At 73.7% G+C, this 15916-nt stretch carries 15 protein-coding genes; 11 read left to right on the top strand and 4 right to left on the bottom strand.

Annotated features, from left to right (window positions below; translation table 11 throughout):
• Positions 1 to 197: 197 nt before the first annotated feature.
• The 3 genes from JQX11_RS22015 to JQX11_RS22025 form a co-directional block, all read right to left on the bottom strand.
• Positions 198 to 1022 (bottom strand): DUF2705 family protein, encoded by an 825-nt coding sequence (locus JQX11_RS22015; RefSeq protein WP_204926853.1) that lies wholly within the window; start codon positions 1020 to 1022, stop codon positions 198 to 200.
• On the bottom strand, positions 1019 to 1951 hold the full coding sequence (locus tag JQX11_RS22020) for an ABC transporter ATP-binding protein (RefSeq protein ID WP_204926854.1): 933 nt from the start codon (positions 1949 to 1951) through the stop codon (positions 1019 to 1021). The genes JQX11_RS22015 and JQX11_RS22020 overlap by 4 nt, the downstream gene beginning before the upstream one ends.
• Positions 1952 to 2102: 151 nt before the next feature.
• Entirely contained in the window at positions 2103 to 2768 is a 666-nt protein-coding gene (locus JQX11_RS22025; protein WP_204926855.1) for a hotdog fold domain-containing protein, read from the bottom strand.
• Positions 2769 to 2968: 200 nt separating this feature from the next.
• Here JQX11_RS22025 and JQX11_RS22030 point away from each other — a divergent pair, with 200 nt between their 5' ends.
• The 8 genes from JQX11_RS22030 to JQX11_RS22065 all read left to right on the top strand — a co-directional run bounded on the left by JQX11_RS22030 (position 2969) and on the right by JQX11_RS22065 (position 11751).
• Entirely contained in the window at positions 2969 to 3751 is a 783-nt protein-coding gene (locus JQX11_RS22030) for a GNAT family N-acetyltransferase (protein WP_204926856.1), read from the top strand.
• Entirely contained in the window at positions 3748 to 4710 is a 963-nt protein-coding gene (locus JQX11_RS22035) for a lysophospholipid acyltransferase family protein (RefSeq protein ID WP_204926857.1), read from the top strand. The genes JQX11_RS22030 and JQX11_RS22035 overlap by 4 nt, the downstream gene beginning before the upstream one ends.
• Positions 4711 to 4934: 224 nt before the next feature.
• Positions 4935 to 5765: a DUF4097 family beta strand repeat-containing protein gene (locus JQX11_RS22040; protein WP_204926858.1), complete on the top strand. Its 831-nt coding sequence runs from the start codon at positions 4935 to 4937 to the stop codon at positions 5763 to 5765.
• On the top strand, positions 5762 to 6379 hold the full coding sequence (locus JQX11_RS22045; protein WP_204926859.1) for a PadR family transcriptional regulator: 618 nt from the start codon (positions 5762 to 5764) through the stop codon (positions 6377 to 6379). Before JQX11_RS22040 ends, JQX11_RS22045 begins: the two co-directional genes overlap by 4 nt.
• 119 nt (positions 6380 to 6498) lie before the next feature.
• A complete protein-coding gene (locus JQX11_RS22050) occupies positions 6499 to 7200 on the top strand; it encodes a response regulator transcription factor (RefSeq protein ID WP_067312683.1) in 702 nt (233 codons plus the stop codon).
• Positions 7197 to 8747: a sensor histidine kinase gene (locus JQX11_RS22055; RefSeq protein ID WP_204926860.1), complete on the top strand. Its 1551-nt coding sequence runs from the start codon at positions 7197 to 7199 to the stop codon at positions 8745 to 8747. Before JQX11_RS22050 ends, JQX11_RS22055 begins: the two co-directional genes overlap by 4 nt.
• Before the next feature lie 84 nt (positions 8748 to 8831).
• On the top strand, positions 8832 to 10451 hold the full coding sequence (locus JQX11_RS22060; protein WP_204926861.1) for a S1C family serine protease: 1620 nt from the start codon (positions 8832 to 8834) through the stop codon (positions 10449 to 10451).
• Positions 10452 to 10641: 190 nt separating this feature from the next.
• Positions 10642 to 11751, top strand: coding sequence for a glycosyltransferase family 4 protein (locus JQX11_RS22065; RefSeq protein WP_372444621.1), 1110 nt, complete (start codon positions 10642 to 10644; stop codon positions 11749 to 11751).
• 28 nt (positions 11752 to 11779) lie between these two features.
• Here JQX11_RS22065 and JQX11_RS22070 read toward each other — a convergent pair whose 3' ends face one another.
• Positions 11780 to 13462 carry a serine/threonine-protein kinase gene (locus JQX11_RS22070; protein WP_204926862.1) on the bottom strand — a complete coding sequence of 561 codons (1683 nt, stop codon included), beginning with the start codon at positions 13460 to 13462 and terminating at the stop codon, positions 11780 to 11782.
• A 194-nt stretch (positions 13463 to 13656) separates the two neighbouring features.
• Between JQX11_RS22070 and JQX11_RS22075 the strand changes: the two genes are divergently transcribed.
• From JQX11_RS22075 to cutA, 3 genes are read left to right on the top strand one after another with little or no spacing between them, the layout of a single operon-like run.
• A complete protein-coding gene (locus JQX11_RS22075) occupies positions 13657 to 14487 on the top strand; it encodes a patatin-like phospholipase family protein (RefSeq protein WP_204926863.1) in 831 nt (276 codons plus the stop codon).
• Positions 14487 to 15506 carry a 1-acyl-sn-glycerol-3-phosphate acyltransferase gene (locus JQX11_RS22080; protein ID WP_204926864.1) on the top strand — a complete coding sequence of 340 codons (1020 nt, stop codon included), beginning with the start codon at positions 14487 to 14489 and terminating at the stop codon, positions 15504 to 15506. Before JQX11_RS22075 ends, JQX11_RS22080 begins: the two co-directional genes overlap by 1 nt.
• Before the next feature lie 52 nt (positions 15507 to 15558).
• Positions 15559 to 15879, top strand: coding sequence for a divalent-cation tolerance protein CutA (gene cutA, locus JQX11_RS22085; protein ID WP_204926865.1), 321 nt, complete (start codon positions 15559 to 15561; stop codon positions 15877 to 15879).
• Positions 15880 to 15916: the final 37 nt, after the last annotated feature.

Genomic DNA, 15916 nt, shown 5'->3' on the forward strand with positions numbered 1-15916 from the left:
CCATAGGCATTTCCGCCTCCAAGGGGTGTGCGGTTTCACAGAAGAAACCGAAAGTCAATCAGCTCTTCGTGTTCCGATGACTCCTTACCGCAGTGGCGCCGGGTGGTGCGTCACCCAGCCGCACCGCGGGCCCGCCCGAAAAGGCGCCGGCCCGGCGCGACGGGTCGTCGCGCCGGGCCGGCCGGGAACGGGTCGGGTCAGGAGATGTCCCGCCGCCGCATGGTGAGCGTGCCGATCGCGCCGGCCACCACCGCGTACCCGATGAGGACCACCGCACCCGCCCAACGCGGCGGGTTGCCCGGGATCTCGGTCCCGCTGACCATCAGCGACGACGCCAGCGACGGCACCAGCACCTGGAGGTCGTTGATCCAGTCGCCCCAGCGGGCGGCCAGGATGCTGATCGCGATGGCCGCGCCGACCGCGCCACCCAGGTAGAGCAGGATGCCGGTGACCGTGGCACCGATCTGGCTGCGGATCAGCACCCCGATCCCGACGCCGAGCACCGACCAGAGCAGGTACGCCAGGCCGTTGAGCGCGGTCGCCCGCCAGACCGCGCCGCTGCCGAGCTGGGAGCCCAGGTCGACGCTGTTCATCACCAGTGCCCCGAAGGCCAGGTTGAACACGGTGGTGACCAGCCAGAACAGCACGGCCAGAATGGCCGCGGCGGCCAGCTTGGCCAGCATCACCGCCGTGCGGTGCGGCACGGTGAGGAAGGTGGTGGTGACCGTCTGGTGGAAGAACTCGCTGGTCACCACGATGATGCCGAGCAGCATCACGATCATCAGGCCGAAGAACTGCCCGTTGGTGTAGACGTTGGCGGCCAGGCTGTCCACCGACTGCGCCGCCTGGATCTGGTCGGCCTGGTCGGCCGGCACGTCGCCGAAGTTGTTGTTGGCCAGCGCGTCGGTCTGCAACCAGTTGATCAGGGCGGTGAGCGCCCACAGCGGCACCGTGATCAGCCCGAAGATCCACCAGGTGCTGGTGGTACGGATCTTCAACAGCTCGGATCGGACGAGGTTCATCGGATGCCCGCCTTCCCGGCCGTCAGCTCCAGGAACACCCGCTCCAGGTCGGGTCGTTCCGGGGTCAGTTCGTGCAGCTCGACCTTGGCGGCCAGCGCGGCCCGGCCGATCGCCGGCGCGTCCACGCCGCTGACCAGCAGCACGCCGTGCTCGTCGGTCTCCACCGTGGCGGACTGCTCACGCAGCGCCACGGTCAACTCCTCGGCCTGCGGGGTGCGCACCCGCACCCGGCCGCCCTGCGACATCGAGCCGAGCACCTGCTCGACCGGACCCTGCCGGATCAGCTTGCCGGCCGCGATGATCACCACGTCGTCGGCGAGGAGCTGCATCTCGGACAGCAGGTGGCTGGAGACCAGCACGGTCCGCCCCTCGTGGGCCAGCCCCTTGAGGAAGCCACGCATCCAACGGATGCCCTCCGGGTCGAGACCGTTGGCCGGCTCGTCGAGGATCAGCACCTGGGGGTTGCCGAGCATCGCGGCGGCGATGCCGAGCCGCTGCTTCATGCCCAACGAGTAGCCCTTGAACTTGCGCTTCGCCGCCGGGGTGAGCCCGACCAGGGCCAGCGCCTCGTCGGCCCGGCTCTTCGGCAGGCCGGCCGCCGCGCAGATCACCCGCAGGTGGTTGATGCCGGTACGGCCCTTGTGCGCGCTGGAGGCCTCCAGCACCGCGCCCACGTGCCGCAGCGGATCGGTCAGGTCGGCGTACCGCCGGCCCCCGATCGTCGCCGTGCCACCGGTCGGGGTGACCAGGTTCAGCAGCATCCGCAGGGTGGTCGTCTTACCCGCCCCGTTCGGGCCGAGGAAGCCGGTCACCCGACCGGGCTCGACCGTGAAGGACAAATTGTCGACCGCCCGGACGTTCTTGTACTGCTTGGTCAAACCGGACACGACGATCTGGCCGGTGCTGGGGCTCCACTGCCCGTCGGACATCGTTCTCCTCCCGTGCGGCGGCGCGCGGGGCACCGCGTTCTGCGACGCCGTTGCGGAATGCGCCGCTGCCAGCCTTGCTGGTCAGGTCAAGTTACGCCATCAGCCCCGGTCGGTAGGCCCTGCTCCGACTCAGGCAGGAGCGGAGTCGTCCTCAGGGACGAGGAGCAGCGGGCAGCGCGACCCAGGTGGCGCGGGCCCGGCCCAGCAGCCCACCGGCACCGTCGTAGAGGCTGGTACGCACCACCGCCAGGCGTCCCTCGACGGTGTCCACCGCCCCGGTGACCACGTACTCCCCGCCCGGCGCGGGCAGCGCGTCCACCGTCACGGCGAGCCGGCCCAGCACGTACGGCCGGCCCGGGGCGATCACCGCCCAGCCCCCGGGGCAGTCCAGCGCCGCCCACACCGTCGGCGCGGTCACCCGGGCAGGCGTCCGCCACGGCGCGGCGGTCCGGCCGTCGGGCAGCCTTCCGGGGTATATCCGCAGGCCGTCCGGGTGCTCCGGGCCGCAGACGTAGCAGCCGGGGAAGGGGTGGTCCGCCAGCCCCGGGTACGTCGCCGAGGCGGCCCGCGCGGTCGCCGGGTCCACCGGGGGTACCGGGGCGGGCGGATCACCGGCCGGGCGTACCTCGGCGACCAGGTGCCCCCCGGGGTCGCGCACGTCGCCGTCGGCGAGGGTGAGCGGGGTGTCCAGCGGCGGCGGGCGACGCAACGTCACCTCGACCGGCCCGTCCGCGCCGTACGCCCCGGCGAAGATCCCCGCGCTCCAGCCGCCGTTGCCCGTGCCGGGCGGCCCCTGGTACCGCGCCTCGATGATCATCGACCCTCCTCCACCGTGTCGTCGGCCCGGCCGGCCGGGCCCCCGCAGCAGCCTCGCACGCGCCGGCCACGCCTCCCGCCCGCCCCACCGACCCCGTGCGCCACCCTGGTCACGCCCGGGACCGGTCCCGCCGACAGGCGTTCACCGGATCGACACCCGTCCCCGGCCGACCGGCAACCCGGGGCACCTACACAGGTCCCATGGCTGTTCTGCATGCCGCTGGCGCACCCCTGACGACCAGTGGATACACCCTGCTGATCGCCGACGACCCGACCCAGGTCGCGGCCGCGCAACGCCTGCGCCACGAGGTGTTCGCCACCGAACTCGGCGCGACCCTGCGTCCGGGTGCCGCCGGGCTGGACACCGACGACCTCGACGTCCACTGCGACCACCTGATCGTCCGCGAGGAGCGCACCGGGGCGGTGGTCGGCACCTACCGGCTGCTGCCCCCCGGCCGCACCGACCGCCGGTACGCCGCCGGCGAGTTCGACCTGACCCCGCTCGAACCGCTGCGCGACCTGCTGGTCGAGACCGGCCGCTCCTGCGTCCACCCGGACCACCGCTCCGGCGCGGTGCTCAACCTGATGTGGGCGGGACTGACCCGCTACCTGCACCTGCGCGGGATGAACTGGCTGGGCGGCTGCGCCTCGGTGCCGGTCGACGACGACGGCGGCCGGGCCGTCGCCGAGACGTGGGCGCTGGGTCGGACGGGGCACCTCGCGCCCCCGCTGATGCGGGTCCGTCCGCTGCGGCCGTGGTTCGCCGAGCCGGGTGCGGCGACACCGGCCTCGGCCACCGGGGACCCCGCCGGGCGGGCGCTGATCCCTCCGCTGGTCCGTGGCTACCTACGGCTCGGCGCGTGGATCGCCGGGGAACCGGCGTACGACCCGGACTTCCGCTGCGCCGACTTCTACCTGCTGTTCTCGTTGGACCGGATGAACCCGCGCTACCGCCGGCACTTCCTCGGCGGGGTGACCCGGTGAGCGCCGAGTTGTGGCGCCCGACCGCCGGCTGCGGGCCGGACTGCCTGCCGGGGGAGGGTCGGGCCGGGGTGTCGTCCGGCCGGCAGGTGGCACGGCTGGTGGGCGTACTCGGGATGCTGCTGGCCGGGGCCGGCCTGACCGTACTGCTGCCGGTGCTGCCGGCAGCGTGGCGGGCGGCGGTGCTGCGGGCCTGGGCCCGGCGGACCGCCGGGGTGCTCGGGGTGCGGCTGGTGGTGCGTGGGCGGCTGCCCCGACGACGGGCACTGCTGGTCGCCAACCACGTCTCCTGGCTGGACGTGTTCGCGGTGCTGGCGGTCGCGCCGGCCCGGCTGCTGGCCAAACGGGAGGTGCGGAGCTGGCCGGTGCTGGGACTGCTGGCCCGCGCCGGTGGCACGGTCTTCGTCGACCGGTCCCGGCCCCGGGACCTGCCGCGCACGGTGGCCCGGCTCGCGGCGATCCTGCGCGCCGGTCACCCGGTCACGGTCTTTCCCGAGGGTACGACCTGGTGCGGCATCGTCCCCCCGGCCGCCTGCCGGCCGCGCCGGGGCTTCCGGCCGGCGGTCTTCCAGGCGGCGGTCGACGCCGGCGCCCCCGTGGTGCCGCTGCGGATCAGCTACCGCTGCGCTGCCACCGGGGCGACGACCACCACCGCGGCCTTCCTCGGCGACGACACGCTCTGGCGCTCGGTACGCCGGGTGCTGGCCGCCCGGGACCTGGTGGTCGACGTCGCGGTGACCGCCGCCCTGCACCCGGTCCCCGGGGCGGACCGTCGGGTGCTGGCCAGGGCCGCCGAGTCGGCCGTGCACCTGCTGCCGCCCCGACCGGCCGCCGGCCGCCCCACCCTGGCCGTCCTCGACCCGGTGGCCCCGCCCGGTTCGGTGGCCGCGTCGGGTCCGGTGGCCGCGCCCGGTTCGGTGGCCGCGCCGGCTGTCGGGGCGGGCCTCGGCCTGGCTGCCTGACCCGAGGGCCGCGATCAGCCTGCGTGATCGACTCGTGGGGTCGATGTTGCGGTAATCCAACCGCGGGATACCGCTGGATCGGCCCAGATGAGTTGATCATCCCGACCGGACGTGGGCCGGGTGAGACGGTAACTCGCGACAGTCTTGTTCTATCGCGATGTATCGCGTTATGCTTCCTCCGTGCAGTGGCGCGGCCGTCGGCCGTGACCCCGGAGGGAGACGCCATGACCAACTGGAAGGTCGACAGACCACAACGGATCACCATCGACGAGCCGGTCACCCGGCTCGACGTCCGCCTGGTCACCGGGCGGCTCAACGTGGTCGGCACCGACGGGCCGGCGCGGGTCGACGTCACCCGGGTCAGCAGCCGGCCGGTCCTCGTCGAGCACCACGACGGCGTCCTGCGGATCGAACACGAACGCCCACCCCGCTGGCCCGGGTTCCTCTGGTGGCTCGGTCAGCTCGGTCGCCGGTTCCGGGCCGAGGTGTCCGTCGCCGTCCCGGCCGGCACCCTGGCCGACCTGCACCTGGTCGACGGCACGCTGGTCGCCTCCGGGCTGTCCCACGACACCACCGTGGACGTCACCTCCGGGCAGATCACCCTGATGGGGCTGGCCGGGCGCACCAACGCGCGGATCGTCTCCGGCCCGGTCGAGGCGCTCGGCGTCACCGGCGACCTCGTCCTGAACACGGTCTCCGGTGAGGTGACCCTCGCCGACAGCGCCGCCGGCCGGGTGCACGCCAACACCGTCTCCGGGGCGATCACCTGTGACCTGGACAATCCCCGGCGCAGCGACATCCGGCTCACCACCATCTCCGGGCCGATCACCGTCCGGGTCCGCGAGGACAGCGACCTCGCCGTCCACCTGCACACCACCTCGGGCCGGATCACCAGCGGTTTCCCCCAGGTCGGCGGCGGGTCCGGCGTCGGCTCGGTCAAGGACAGCCACGGGGTGCTCGGCGCGGGCGCGGGTAAGCTCTGGGCGTCCGCGACGTCCGGCAGCATCGCGCTGCTCGCCCGGCCGGTGGACGCCGACCAGGAGGAGCTGCCGTGACCGCCGTGTTCAGCCACGGCCGGCTGCGGCTCTACCTGCTGCGGCTGCTCGACGACGGCCCCAAGCACGGCTACGAGCTGATCCGGCTGCTGGAGGAGCGTTTCCTCGGCCTGTACGCCCCGAGCGCCGGCACCATCTATCCCCGGCTGCAACGGCTGGAGGCCGACGGCCTGGTCACCCACACCGCCGCCGGTGGCCGCAAGGTCTACGAGATCACCGAGGACGGCCGGGCCGAGCTGCGCCAGCGCGCCGACGAGCTGACCACCCTGGAGTCCGACATCTCCGCCTCGGTGGAGGATCTGTCCGCACTGGCCGGCGAGATCCAGACCGAGGTACGCGGCTCGGTGCGCGACCTCAAGCGGGAGCTGCGCGAGGCCACCCGGCAGACCCGGCAGACCCGCTGGGACCGGCCGGCTCCCGGCCCCACCCCCCGCCCGGCTACCCCCACCACCGACGGCTCCCCCCTGCTGGTCGAGTTCGACAAGCGGCTGGCCGAGTTCACCGTCGAGGTGGGTGCGCTGGTGCGGGCCGGGCGGCTCAGCGACACCCAGTTGCGGACCGCGATCCGGGTGCTCGACGGCGCGTTGGACGGGTTACGCCGGCTGCTGCGGTGACCGCCGGCTCGCAGGGTGCGGGCCGGCAGAGGGCGGGGAGCCGGCGTCGGCGCGGCTTCACAGGGTTTTTGCAGGAAGCGTCCAGCGCCGACGCAGCGACGTCACGGATGATGGCCAGCATGGCCGCTACCCAGACCGAGGCGCGACTGCTCGTCGTCGAGGACGATCCCAACATCCTCGAACTGCTCTCCGCCAGCCTCCGCTTCGCGGGGTTCGACGTGGCGACCGCCACCAACGGCAGCGCGGCCCTGCATGCGGCCAAGGACCACCGCCCCGACCTGGTGGTGCTCGACGTGATGCTGCCCGACCTGGACGGTTTCGAGGTCATCCGGATGCTCCGCGAGGGCGGCACGCGTACCCCGGTGGTGTTCCTGACCGCCCGGGACGCCACCGACGACAAGATCCGTGGGCTCACCCTGGGCGGCGACGACTATGTCACCAAGCCGTTCAGCCTGGAGGAGCTGACCGCCCGGATCCGGGCGGTGCTGCGGCGTACGGCCACCGGCGAGCACGCCCCCTCCCGGCTCACCTTCGCCGACCTGGAGCTGGACGAGGAGACCCACGAGGTGCACCGGGCCGGTCAGCGGGTGCAGCTCTCGCCGACCGAGTTCAAGCTGCTGCGGTACCTGATGCTCAACGCCAACCGGGTGCTGTCCAAGGCGCAGATCCTCGACCACGTGTGGAACTACGACTTCCGGGGTGACGACAACATCGTCGAGTCGTACATCTCGTACCTGCGCCGCAAGGTCGACAACACCCAGCCCCGCCTGATCCACACCCTGCGCGGCGTGGGCTACGTCCTGCGCAAGCCGGCGGCGTGAACCCGCTCGACGAGGCGAAGGGGCGGCTCCGGAGCATCCCGCTGCGGGTCAAGCTGGTCGCGGCGGTCCTCACCCTCGTCGCCATCGCCCTCGTGGTGATCAGCTCGCTGACCACGTACTTCCTGCGGGAGTACCTGATCGGCCAGGTCGACGACCAGTTGCGCGGTGACACCAACGGGGTGGCGCGGGCGCTCGGCCAGGGACGGGGCCCGCTCCTGGTGGGCATCCCCACCGACTACGTGGCCGCGCAGGCCAGCCGGACCGAGGTGGAGGGGCCGTCGCGCTACTCCGGCCTGCGTCCCGAGGAACTACCGGAGTTCCCGACCGACTTCGCCGGTTTCTCGGCCCTGGTCGGCGACCCGTTCACCGTGCAGTCCATGGACGGCCGTACCCGGTGGCGGATGCTCTACACCGACCTCGGCGACGGCCGGGTCCTCGCCTTCGGCCAGCACATGACCGACGTCGACCTGGCGGTCAAGCGGCTGATCTGGATAGACATGCTGGTCGGCGGGGCGGTGCTGATCCTGCTCGCCTCGATCGGCGCGGCCATCGTGCGGACCAGCCTGAAACCGCTGGTGGAGATCGAACGGACGGCTGCGGCGATCGCCGGTGGTGACCTGAGCCGTCGGGTGCCCGACCCGGAGGAGGGTCAGGAGTGCGCCACCTCCGAGCTGGGCCGGCTCTCCCGGGCGTTGAACGCGATGCTGGCGCAGATCGAGGCCGCCTTCACCGCCCGCGCCGCCTCGGAGATGGCGGCCCGTACGGCGGAGGCCGGAGCCCGGGACGCGGCGCACGCCGCGCTGGCGTCGGAGGCCCGCGCCCGGCGTTCGGAGGAGCGGATGCGGCAGTTCGTCGCGGACGCCTCGCACGAGCTGCGGACCCCGTTGACCACCATCCGGGGCTTCGCCGAGCTGTACCGGCAGGGGGCGGCCCGCGCCCCCGAGCAGACCGCCGACCTGCTGCGCCGCATCGAGGACGAGGCGGCCCGGATGGGGCTGCTGGTGGAGGACCTGCTGCTGCTCGCCCGGCTGGACCGGGAACGCCCGCTGTCGCTCGCCCCGGTGGAGTTGCCGGTGCTCGCCTCCGAGGCGGTCGAGGCGGCCCGGGTGGTCGCCCCCGAACGGCACATCGAGCTGGAGATCGCCCCGGACTCGGGCCCGCTGGTGGTGCACGCCGACGACGCCCGGCTGCGGCAGGTGATCGGCAACCTGATGACCAACGCGTTGACGCACACCCCGCCGGAGGCGTCGGTGACCCTGCGGTTGTGTTCCGAGGACGGGAACATGGCCGTGGTGGAGGTGATGGACACCGGGCCGGGGCTCGCCCCGGAGCAGGCCGAGCGGGTCTTCGAGCGGTTCTACCGCGCCGACGCGGCCCGGACCCGCCGGGCCAGCGGGATCACCAGCACCGGACTGGGGCTGGCCATCGTCGCGGCGCTGGTCAGCGCCCACCAGGGCACCGTCGAGGTGGACGAGACGCCGGGCGGCGGGGCGACGTTCCGGGTCCGGCTGCCCCTGCTGCCCGACGCGGACGGCGACGCGGAGTGACGCCCCGCCGGCCCCGCTGTGACTTCCAGAAAACTTCCAGGTGGGTTCCAGGTGGGTGACAGTGCCACGGGGAAAGCTAGGGGCATGACCGAGTTCGAGACCGACCCGCAGCGTCGGCCGGCTGCCCCCGACGCCGAGCCGTCGCACCCCTCCGCCGAGCCTGCCCGCGCCGTGCGCGGCGAGTCCGACACCCCCAACACCCCCGGTCAGGCCGCCGGCACCGCGGGGGAGCCGGTCGGCACGGCCAACCCCGGACCGGGGTACGCGCCGCCCGCGTCGCCGTACGCGCCGCCCGCCGCCACGCCGTACCCGCAGTCGTCGTACCCGTCCGGTGGCGGCGACCAGCAGTACCGGCCCGGCTATCCCGCGTCCACCGGCTACCCGGCGGGCCACTCCCCGGCGGGGCAGTACCCGTCGGCGGGCTACCAGCCCGGCCAGCAGCAGCCCGGGTGGGCCGGTGGCTACCCCGGTCAGCACCGTCCCGGTCAGCCGGGCGCGGGCACCGGGTCGGCCGGCTATCCCGGTCAGTCCGGTGTCGGCTACGGCCAGCCCGGTGTGGGCCAGCCGTCCGCCGGCTACCCGGGGCAGGGCGGGCCGCAGCACCCCGGCCAGCCGACTCCGCCGTGGGCGCCGGCCCCGGCACCGCAGGCCGGCAAGGTGGCCAAGTTCGTCGGCGCCGGGGTCGCGGTCTTCGCCCTGATGCTCGGCTCCGGCGTGGCCGGTGGCGCGCTCGCCCTGGCGGTGGACGGCGACCGGGGCGGGATCACCCGCAACTACTCGGCCGCCCCCGTGATCAACAGCGCCGACCTGCCGAAGATCGCCGCCTCGGTGCAGGACAGCGTGGTCTCGATCATGACCGACAGTGGCGAGGGATCGGGCGTGGTCCTCAGCTCCGACGGCTTCGTGCTGACCAACAACCACGTGGTCGCCTCTGCCTCCGGCGACGCCGTCCGGGTGGTCTTCGCCAACGGCAAGACCGCCCCCGCCAAGATCGTCGGCACCGACCCGAAGACCGACCTCGCGGTGGTCCAGACCAGCGGCATCGACAACCTCAAGGCGGCGAAGTTCGGCGACAGCGACGCCATGCAGGTGGGCGACCAGGTGCTCGCCCTGGGTAGTCCGCTCGGCCTGCAGGGTTCGGTGACCGCCGGCATCCTCAGCGCCCGCGACCGCACCATCCAGGCCGGCAGCGGCAACGGCCCGCAGCAGTCCCCGCAGGGCGGTGCCAGCTCGATCTCCGGCCTGCTCCAGACCGACGCCCCGATCAACCCGGGCAACTCCGGTGGCGCGCTGGTCAACACCCGGGGCGAGGTGATCGGCATCAACACCGCCATCGCCACCGCCGGGCAGGGCAGCACCGGCAACATCGGCGTCGGCTTCGCCATCCCGAGCAACAAGGCCAAGGACGTCGCCGAGAAGCTCCAGCGGGGTGAGAAGATCAGCCACCCGTCCCTGGGGGTCAGCGTCAACGCGGCCGAGGACGGCGGGGCGCTGGTCGCCTCCGTCGCCGGCGGCAGCGCCGCCGAGAAGGCCGGCATCCAGCGCGGCGACGTGATCACCAAGTTCGGGGACAAGGTGATCAACGACTCCAACGATCTGGTCGGCGCGGTGCAGGCCGGCAAGGTCGGCGACCGGGTCCAGGTGACCTACAAGCGAAATGGTGCCGAGTCGACCGCAACCGTGACGCTCGCCGAGACGTCGTAACCACAGACCTGCCTCCTCCGGGCGGCGGGCGGCGGAGCCAAGGGGGTTGGCTCCACCGCCCGCCGCCGCACGCGCCCCGGACGGGCCCCACCCGGCCGGGGCGCGTTTGCCTGTCCGGCCAGGGGGAAATCGCCGCCGATCCCGCCGGACACACCTGCCGGACCGGGACAACGGGGGAGGATTCGTGGCAGTGACCCACCGTCCGTCGGAACGTCCGCCGTCCGGGCCGCCACTGCGGGTCGCGATGCTCGTGCCACCCTGGCTGTCGGTGCCACCACCGGGGTACGGCGGGCTGGAGCAGGTGGTGCACGGGCTGGTGGACGCGCTGGTCGGGCACGGGCACCGGGTGACCCTCTTCGGGGCCGGACAGCAGCACGGCACCACCGCCGACTTCGTCTCCACGATCGACGAGTTGCAGTACGACCGGCTGGGCGAGTCGCTGCCGGAACTGGCCCACCTGGCCCGGATCAACCGGCTGGTCTCCGCCGTCGACTTCGACGTGATCCACGACCACACCACGATCGGGCCGCTGGTGGCCGCCCGCCGTGCGGTGCCCACCGTGGCCACCGTGCACGGCAACCCGGTCGGCGAGTACGGGGCGGTGCTCGGCGACACCGACCACGGGGTGGGTCTGGTGGCCATCTCGCACGCCCAGCGCCGGTCCAACCCCACCCTGCCCTGGGTGGGTACGGTGCACAACGCGCTCGACGGCCGGGACGTGCCGGTCAAGCGGGAACCCGGCCGGGGCCCGGTGCTCTGGCTGGCCCGGTTCAGCCCGGACAAGGGCCCCGACACGGCGATCCGGGCCTGCCGGGCGGCCGGCCTCCCGCTCACCCTGGCCGGCAAGTGCAACGAGCCCGCCGAGCGCCGGTACTTCGCCGAGGTCGTCCAGCCGATGCTGGGCCACGACGTCGACGTGGTCATGAACGCCGACCGGGAGGCGACCCTGCGGCTGCTGGTCGACGCCCGCTGCCTGATCATGCCGATCCAGTGGGAGGAACCGTTCGGCATGGTGATGGTGGAGGCCATGGCGACCGGCACGCCGGTGGTGGCGCTGCGCCGGGGCGCGGTGCCCGAGGTGGTGGTCGACGGCGTGACCGGGCTGGTCCGCGACGACGCCCGGGAGCTGCCGGCGGCCCTGCGGGAGGTGGTCCGGCTCGACCCGGCGGCCTGCACCGCGCACGTGGCCGAGCACTTCTCCACCGAACGGATGGCCCACGGCTACGAGGCGGTCTACCGGGCCGTCGCGTTCGGCACGGCCCCACCGCTGCGCCGGCCCGTCGGGCTGCGTACCCGGTGACAGGTACGCGGCGGGTCGGCGCGGGCGCTCAGACGGTGGTCGCGGCCAGGTCCCGGACGGCGGCGTCGAGCTGCCGGCCGTACGCCGGGGTGATGCCCCCCTCGTCGATGCGGCGGGTGACCTTCTCGCGCAGCGCGGTCACCTGAGCGGGCACGTCGGAGCGGCCCTCGGCGGCGGACCGGGTCAGGTTGGCCAGCACGTTGCGCAGGTCCAGGCCGACGTCCTCGCGGACCTCGCCGGTGCGGACCCCGTCGTCGATCAGCCGGCGCATCCGGTCGGCGGCCTCGGTCAGCCCGCCGCCGCCCTGCCCCCCGCTCGGGGTGGTGGCCGGCGGGCGCGACGGCGCGGGTGCGCTGGTGGCCCGCCGGGGGGCCGGCGGCGCGGTGGGGTCCGTCGCCGGCTGGGTACGTGACGGGGACGGTTCGGTCACCGGGGTCTCGCTGCGCCCGGCGACCGGCGGGGTGTGGGTGCCGGGTTCCAGCAGCGGGGCGAGCAGGAGGACCGCCGCCGCGGTCAGCACCACCAGCACCCCCACCGCCACCAGCGGGCGGCGCGACGGCGGCAGCAGCTCCGGCTCGGCGGTCGCGTCCCCCGGGCCGGTCCGCCGGGCGTCCGGGGTGCCGGTGTCCGTCGTCGCCACGGCCCCGGCCCGGCCACCGGCCGCACCACCGACCGCGGCCCCGCCGGCCGGCGCGGTGCCGTCACCGGGGCCCGCCGTGGCACCACCCGCCGATCCGGCACCGCCCGCCGCTGCCGCACCGATGCCCGCTGCCGCGCCGACGGCGACCGGCCCACCGGGCCGGTCGCCCGGGGCGTCGCTCCCGGGGACGGCGGGCAGGGTGACCGTCGGGGAGAGCATCGTGGCCGCCTGCGGATCACCCGGCAGCAACTGGTCGCGCAGCGCGGTGGCGACCTGGTGCGCGGTCGGCCGTTCGTGCGGGTCCCGGGCCAGGCAGCGCAGGCAGACGTCGACCACCACCGGGGGCAGCCCCGGTACGCCGTCCAGCGACGGCGGTCGCTCGTCGGCGATCGCGGCGGCGAGCTGCTCCCAGGTCTCGGCCGGGTACGGCGGCTGGCCGGTCAGCGTCTCGTAGAGCAGCACGCCGAGGGAGTAGACGTCGGTCGACGGCTGGGCCGGTGCACCGTCCAACCGCTCCGGCGCGACGTACGCCGGGGTGCCGAAGGTGCCGCCGTCCTCGTCGTCGTCGGGGGTGCCGGCCTGGGTGGCGATGCCGAAGTCGAGCACCTTCGCGCCGACCCGGGTCATCATCACGTTCGCCGGGGTGATGTCCCGGTGCACGATGCCGAGCCGGTGTGCCGCCGCCAGCGCCTCGGCCACCTGGGCACCGATCTCGACCGCCTCCGGCCAGGGCAGCGGACCCTCGCTGAGCCGGTGCTCCAGTTCCTCTCCGGTGAGCAGCTCCATCACCACGAACGAGGTGATCTCGCCGTCCGGGGCGAGCGCCTCGCCGTAGTCGTGCACCGCGGTCACGTGCGGATGGACCAGCTGGGCGGCCGAGCGTGCCTCCTCGCGCACCATGTCGCGGAACCGGGCGTCGGCGGCCAGCGACGGCGCGAGCACCTTGACCGCGACGACCCGGTCGAGCACCTCGTCGCGGGCCCGCCAGATCACCGACATCCCGCCGGCCCCGATCCTGTCGAGAAGCCGGTACCTGCGGGCCAGCAACCTACCGGCGTTCAGGGCTGCCATCAGTGTTCGCACCTGCCTGGGGTTCGGGGTGGTGTCAGGTTGCGCGAATGTGTCCCCCCTGTCAACGGTTGTCCACTTGCCCGATGACCCTCCGCAGTGGCGGTTTCGCCCACCGCCACCGGTTGCCGGGCGCGTGCGGCGGTGACCAGCGGCTGCACCACGGTCACGGGCGGTGGCGTGCCAGGATGAACGGCATGAGTGGCGGTCCGGTGGCGTTCGTGCTCGGCGGCGGGGGAGTGCTCGGCGCGGTCGAGGTGGGAATGCTGCGCGCCCTGTTCCGGGCCCGGATCCGCCCCGACGTCGTGCTCGGCACCTCGATCGGCGCGGTCAACGGCGCGCTGGTCGCCGCCGACCCGTCCGAGGCGGTCACCGACCGGCTGGTCCGGCTGTGGGCGTCCCCGGAGGCGAGCGAGGTGTACGGCGACTCGGTCGCCCGGCAACTGCGCCGCTTCGCCGCCCGTACCCACCTGCACTCGCCCCGGCCGCTGCGCAAGCTGCTGGAGGGGGAACTGGGCGCGGACACCACCTTCGCCGACCTGAAGGTGCCGTTCCGCTGCTGCGCGGCCAACATCGAGCGGGCCGCCGAACACTGGTTCCACACCGGACCACTGGTGTCGGCGGTGCTCGCCTCCGCCTCCGTGCCGGGGCTGCTGCCACCGGCACAGATCGACGGCCAGCACTACATAGACGGCGGGATCGTCAACTCGATCCCGATCGGCGAGGCGGTCGCCGTCGGCGCGACGCAGATCTTCGTCCTCCAGGTGGGGCGGATCGAACGGGAGCTGACGCCGCCCCGCCGGCCCTGGGAGATCGCCCAGGTCGCGTTCGAGATCGCCCGCCGGCACCGGTTCGCCCGGGAGATGGCCGCCCTGCCCGACGGGGTACGGGTGCACGTCCTGCCGACCGGCGGGCTGGAGCCGCGCGACGACAGCCCGTGGGCGTACCGGGACATGGCGGCGGTGGGGCGGCGGATCAGCCGCGCGTACACCGCGTCCCGGCACTACCTGGCGACGCTGGACCGCTGATGCCGCTGCCCCCTCGGTGGGTACGCCGGCTGCTGTTCGCGCCCGGGGTGATCCTGCTCGCGGTCACGGTGCTGACCACGGTGCCGGTCTGGGCGCTGCTCGCGCTGGCCGCGTCGCCGTTCGTGCCGGGCCGGTTGCGCCCGCTGCGGCTGCTCTGGATCGGCTGCGTCTACCTGGTCTGGGACGCCGCCGCGCTGGTCGCCCTCTTCGTGCTCTGGCTGGCCTGCGGGTTCGGCAGGTGGAAGCGCACGCCGGCCTTCCAGCGGGCGCACTACGTGCTCGCCGGCTGGTTCCTGCGGGCGCTGTTCTGGCAGGCCCGGTGGACGCTGCGGCTGAGCATCGACGTGGTCGGCACCGACCCGGACACCGCCCTGCCCGGCCGGCCGGAACTGGTGCTGTGCCGGCACGCCGGCCCGGGTGACTCGTTCATCCTGATCCACTCCCTGGTCAACTGGTTCCAGCGGGAGCCCCGGATCGTGCTCAAGGAGACGCTCCAGTGGGACCCGGCGATCGACGTGCTGCTCAACCGTCTGCCCAACCGGTTCATCGCCGCCGGTGACGGCCGAAACGAGGCGGTCCGGCAGATCGGCCACCTGGCCACCGGGCTGGACGACGACGACGCCTTCGTGATCTTCCCGGAGGGTGGCAACTTCACCCCCGGCCGACGCGTACGGGCCATCTCCAAACTGCGCGCGCTCGGGCTGGAGCGGATGGCGGTGCGCGCCGAACGGATGCAGCACGTGCTCGCCCCGCAGCCCGGCGGGGTGCTCGCCGCCCTGGACGCCGCCCCGGAGGCCGGCGTGATCTTCGTGGCGCACACCGGCCTGGACCGGATGCTCACCGTCGCCGACGTGTGGCGCGAACTGCCGATGGACAAACGGATCGTGATGCGGTTCTGGTCCGTACCGCCCGAGGACGTCCCGACCGGCCGGCAGGAGCGGATCGACTGGCTCTTCGACTGGTGGGACCGGATCGACAGGTGGATCGCCGACAACCGGGACAGCGTGACGGCACGGTGAACGCACCGTCACGGTCGACCGGTTCGCCGCCGTTCCCGCGTAAGGTGCGCAGGTGGACCAGATCTGCGTGGTGACGACGGTGGTGGACTCGCGCTCCGTCGCGGACCTGATGGCGGCCGCTGCGGTGGCCGGGCGACTGGCGGCCTGCGCCCAGGTCGGCGGCCAGGTCGACAGCACGTACTGGTGGCGGGCCGGGGTGGAGACCAGCACCGAGTGGTCGGTGCAGTTCAAGACCGCCCCCGACCGGGCCACGTCGCTGGTCGCCCAGATCCGGTCCAACCATCCGTACGAGGTGCCCGAGATCCTGGTCACCTACGCCGAGAGCGGCGACCGGGCATACGCCACCTGGGTGCACGAGAACACCCGTACCTAGGTACGGGCACTCTGGCCTCCGGTTGCGGCCCACCGGC

Origin of the sequence: Micromonospora humida (assembly GCF_016901255.1) — a bacterium.
Lineage (GTDB): Bacteria > Actinomycetota > Actinomycetes > Mycobacteriales > Micromonosporaceae > Micromonospora > Micromonospora wenchangensis.

Bases quoted from the DNA above. Each gene is read 5' to 3' on its own strand.
- JQX11_RS22015 (WP_204926853.1), bottom strand. From the start codon at position 1,022: ATGAACCTCGTCCGATCCGAGCTGTTGAAGATCCGTACCACCAGCACC.
- JQX11_RS22020 (WP_204926854.1), bottom strand. From the start codon at position 1,951: ATGTCCGACGGGCAGTGGAGCCCCAGCACCGGCCAGATCGTCGTGTCC.
- JQX11_RS22025 (WP_204926855.1), bottom strand. From the start codon at position 2,768: ATGATCATCGAGGCGCGGTACCAGGGGCCGCCCGGCACGGGCAACGGC.
- JQX11_RS22030 (WP_204926856.1), top strand. From the start codon at position 2,969: ATGGCTGTTCTGCATGCCGCTGGCGCACCCCTGACGACCAGTGGATAC.
- JQX11_RS22040 (WP_204926858.1), top strand. From the start codon at position 4,935: ATGACCAACTGGAAGGTCGACAGACCACAACGGATCACCATCGACGAG.
- JQX11_RS22050 (WP_067312683.1), top strand. From the start codon at position 6,499: ATGGCCGCTACCCAGACCGAGGCGCGACTGCTCGTCGTCGAGGACGAT.
- JQX11_RS22060 (WP_204926861.1), top strand. From the start codon at position 8,832: ATGACCGAGTTCGAGACCGACCCGCAGCGTCGGCCGGCTGCCCCCGAC.
- JQX11_RS22070 (WP_204926862.1), bottom strand. From the start codon at position 13,462: ATGGCAGCCCTGAACGCCGGTAGGTTGCTGGCCCGCAGGTACCGGCTT.
- JQX11_RS22075 (WP_204926863.1), top strand. From the start codon at position 13,657: ATGAGTGGCGGTCCGGTGGCGTTCGTGCTCGGCGGCGGGGGAGTGCTC.
- JQX11_RS22080 (WP_204926864.1), top strand. From the start codon at position 14,487: ATGCCGCTGCCCCCTCGGTGGGTACGCCGGCTGCTGTTCGCGCCCGGG.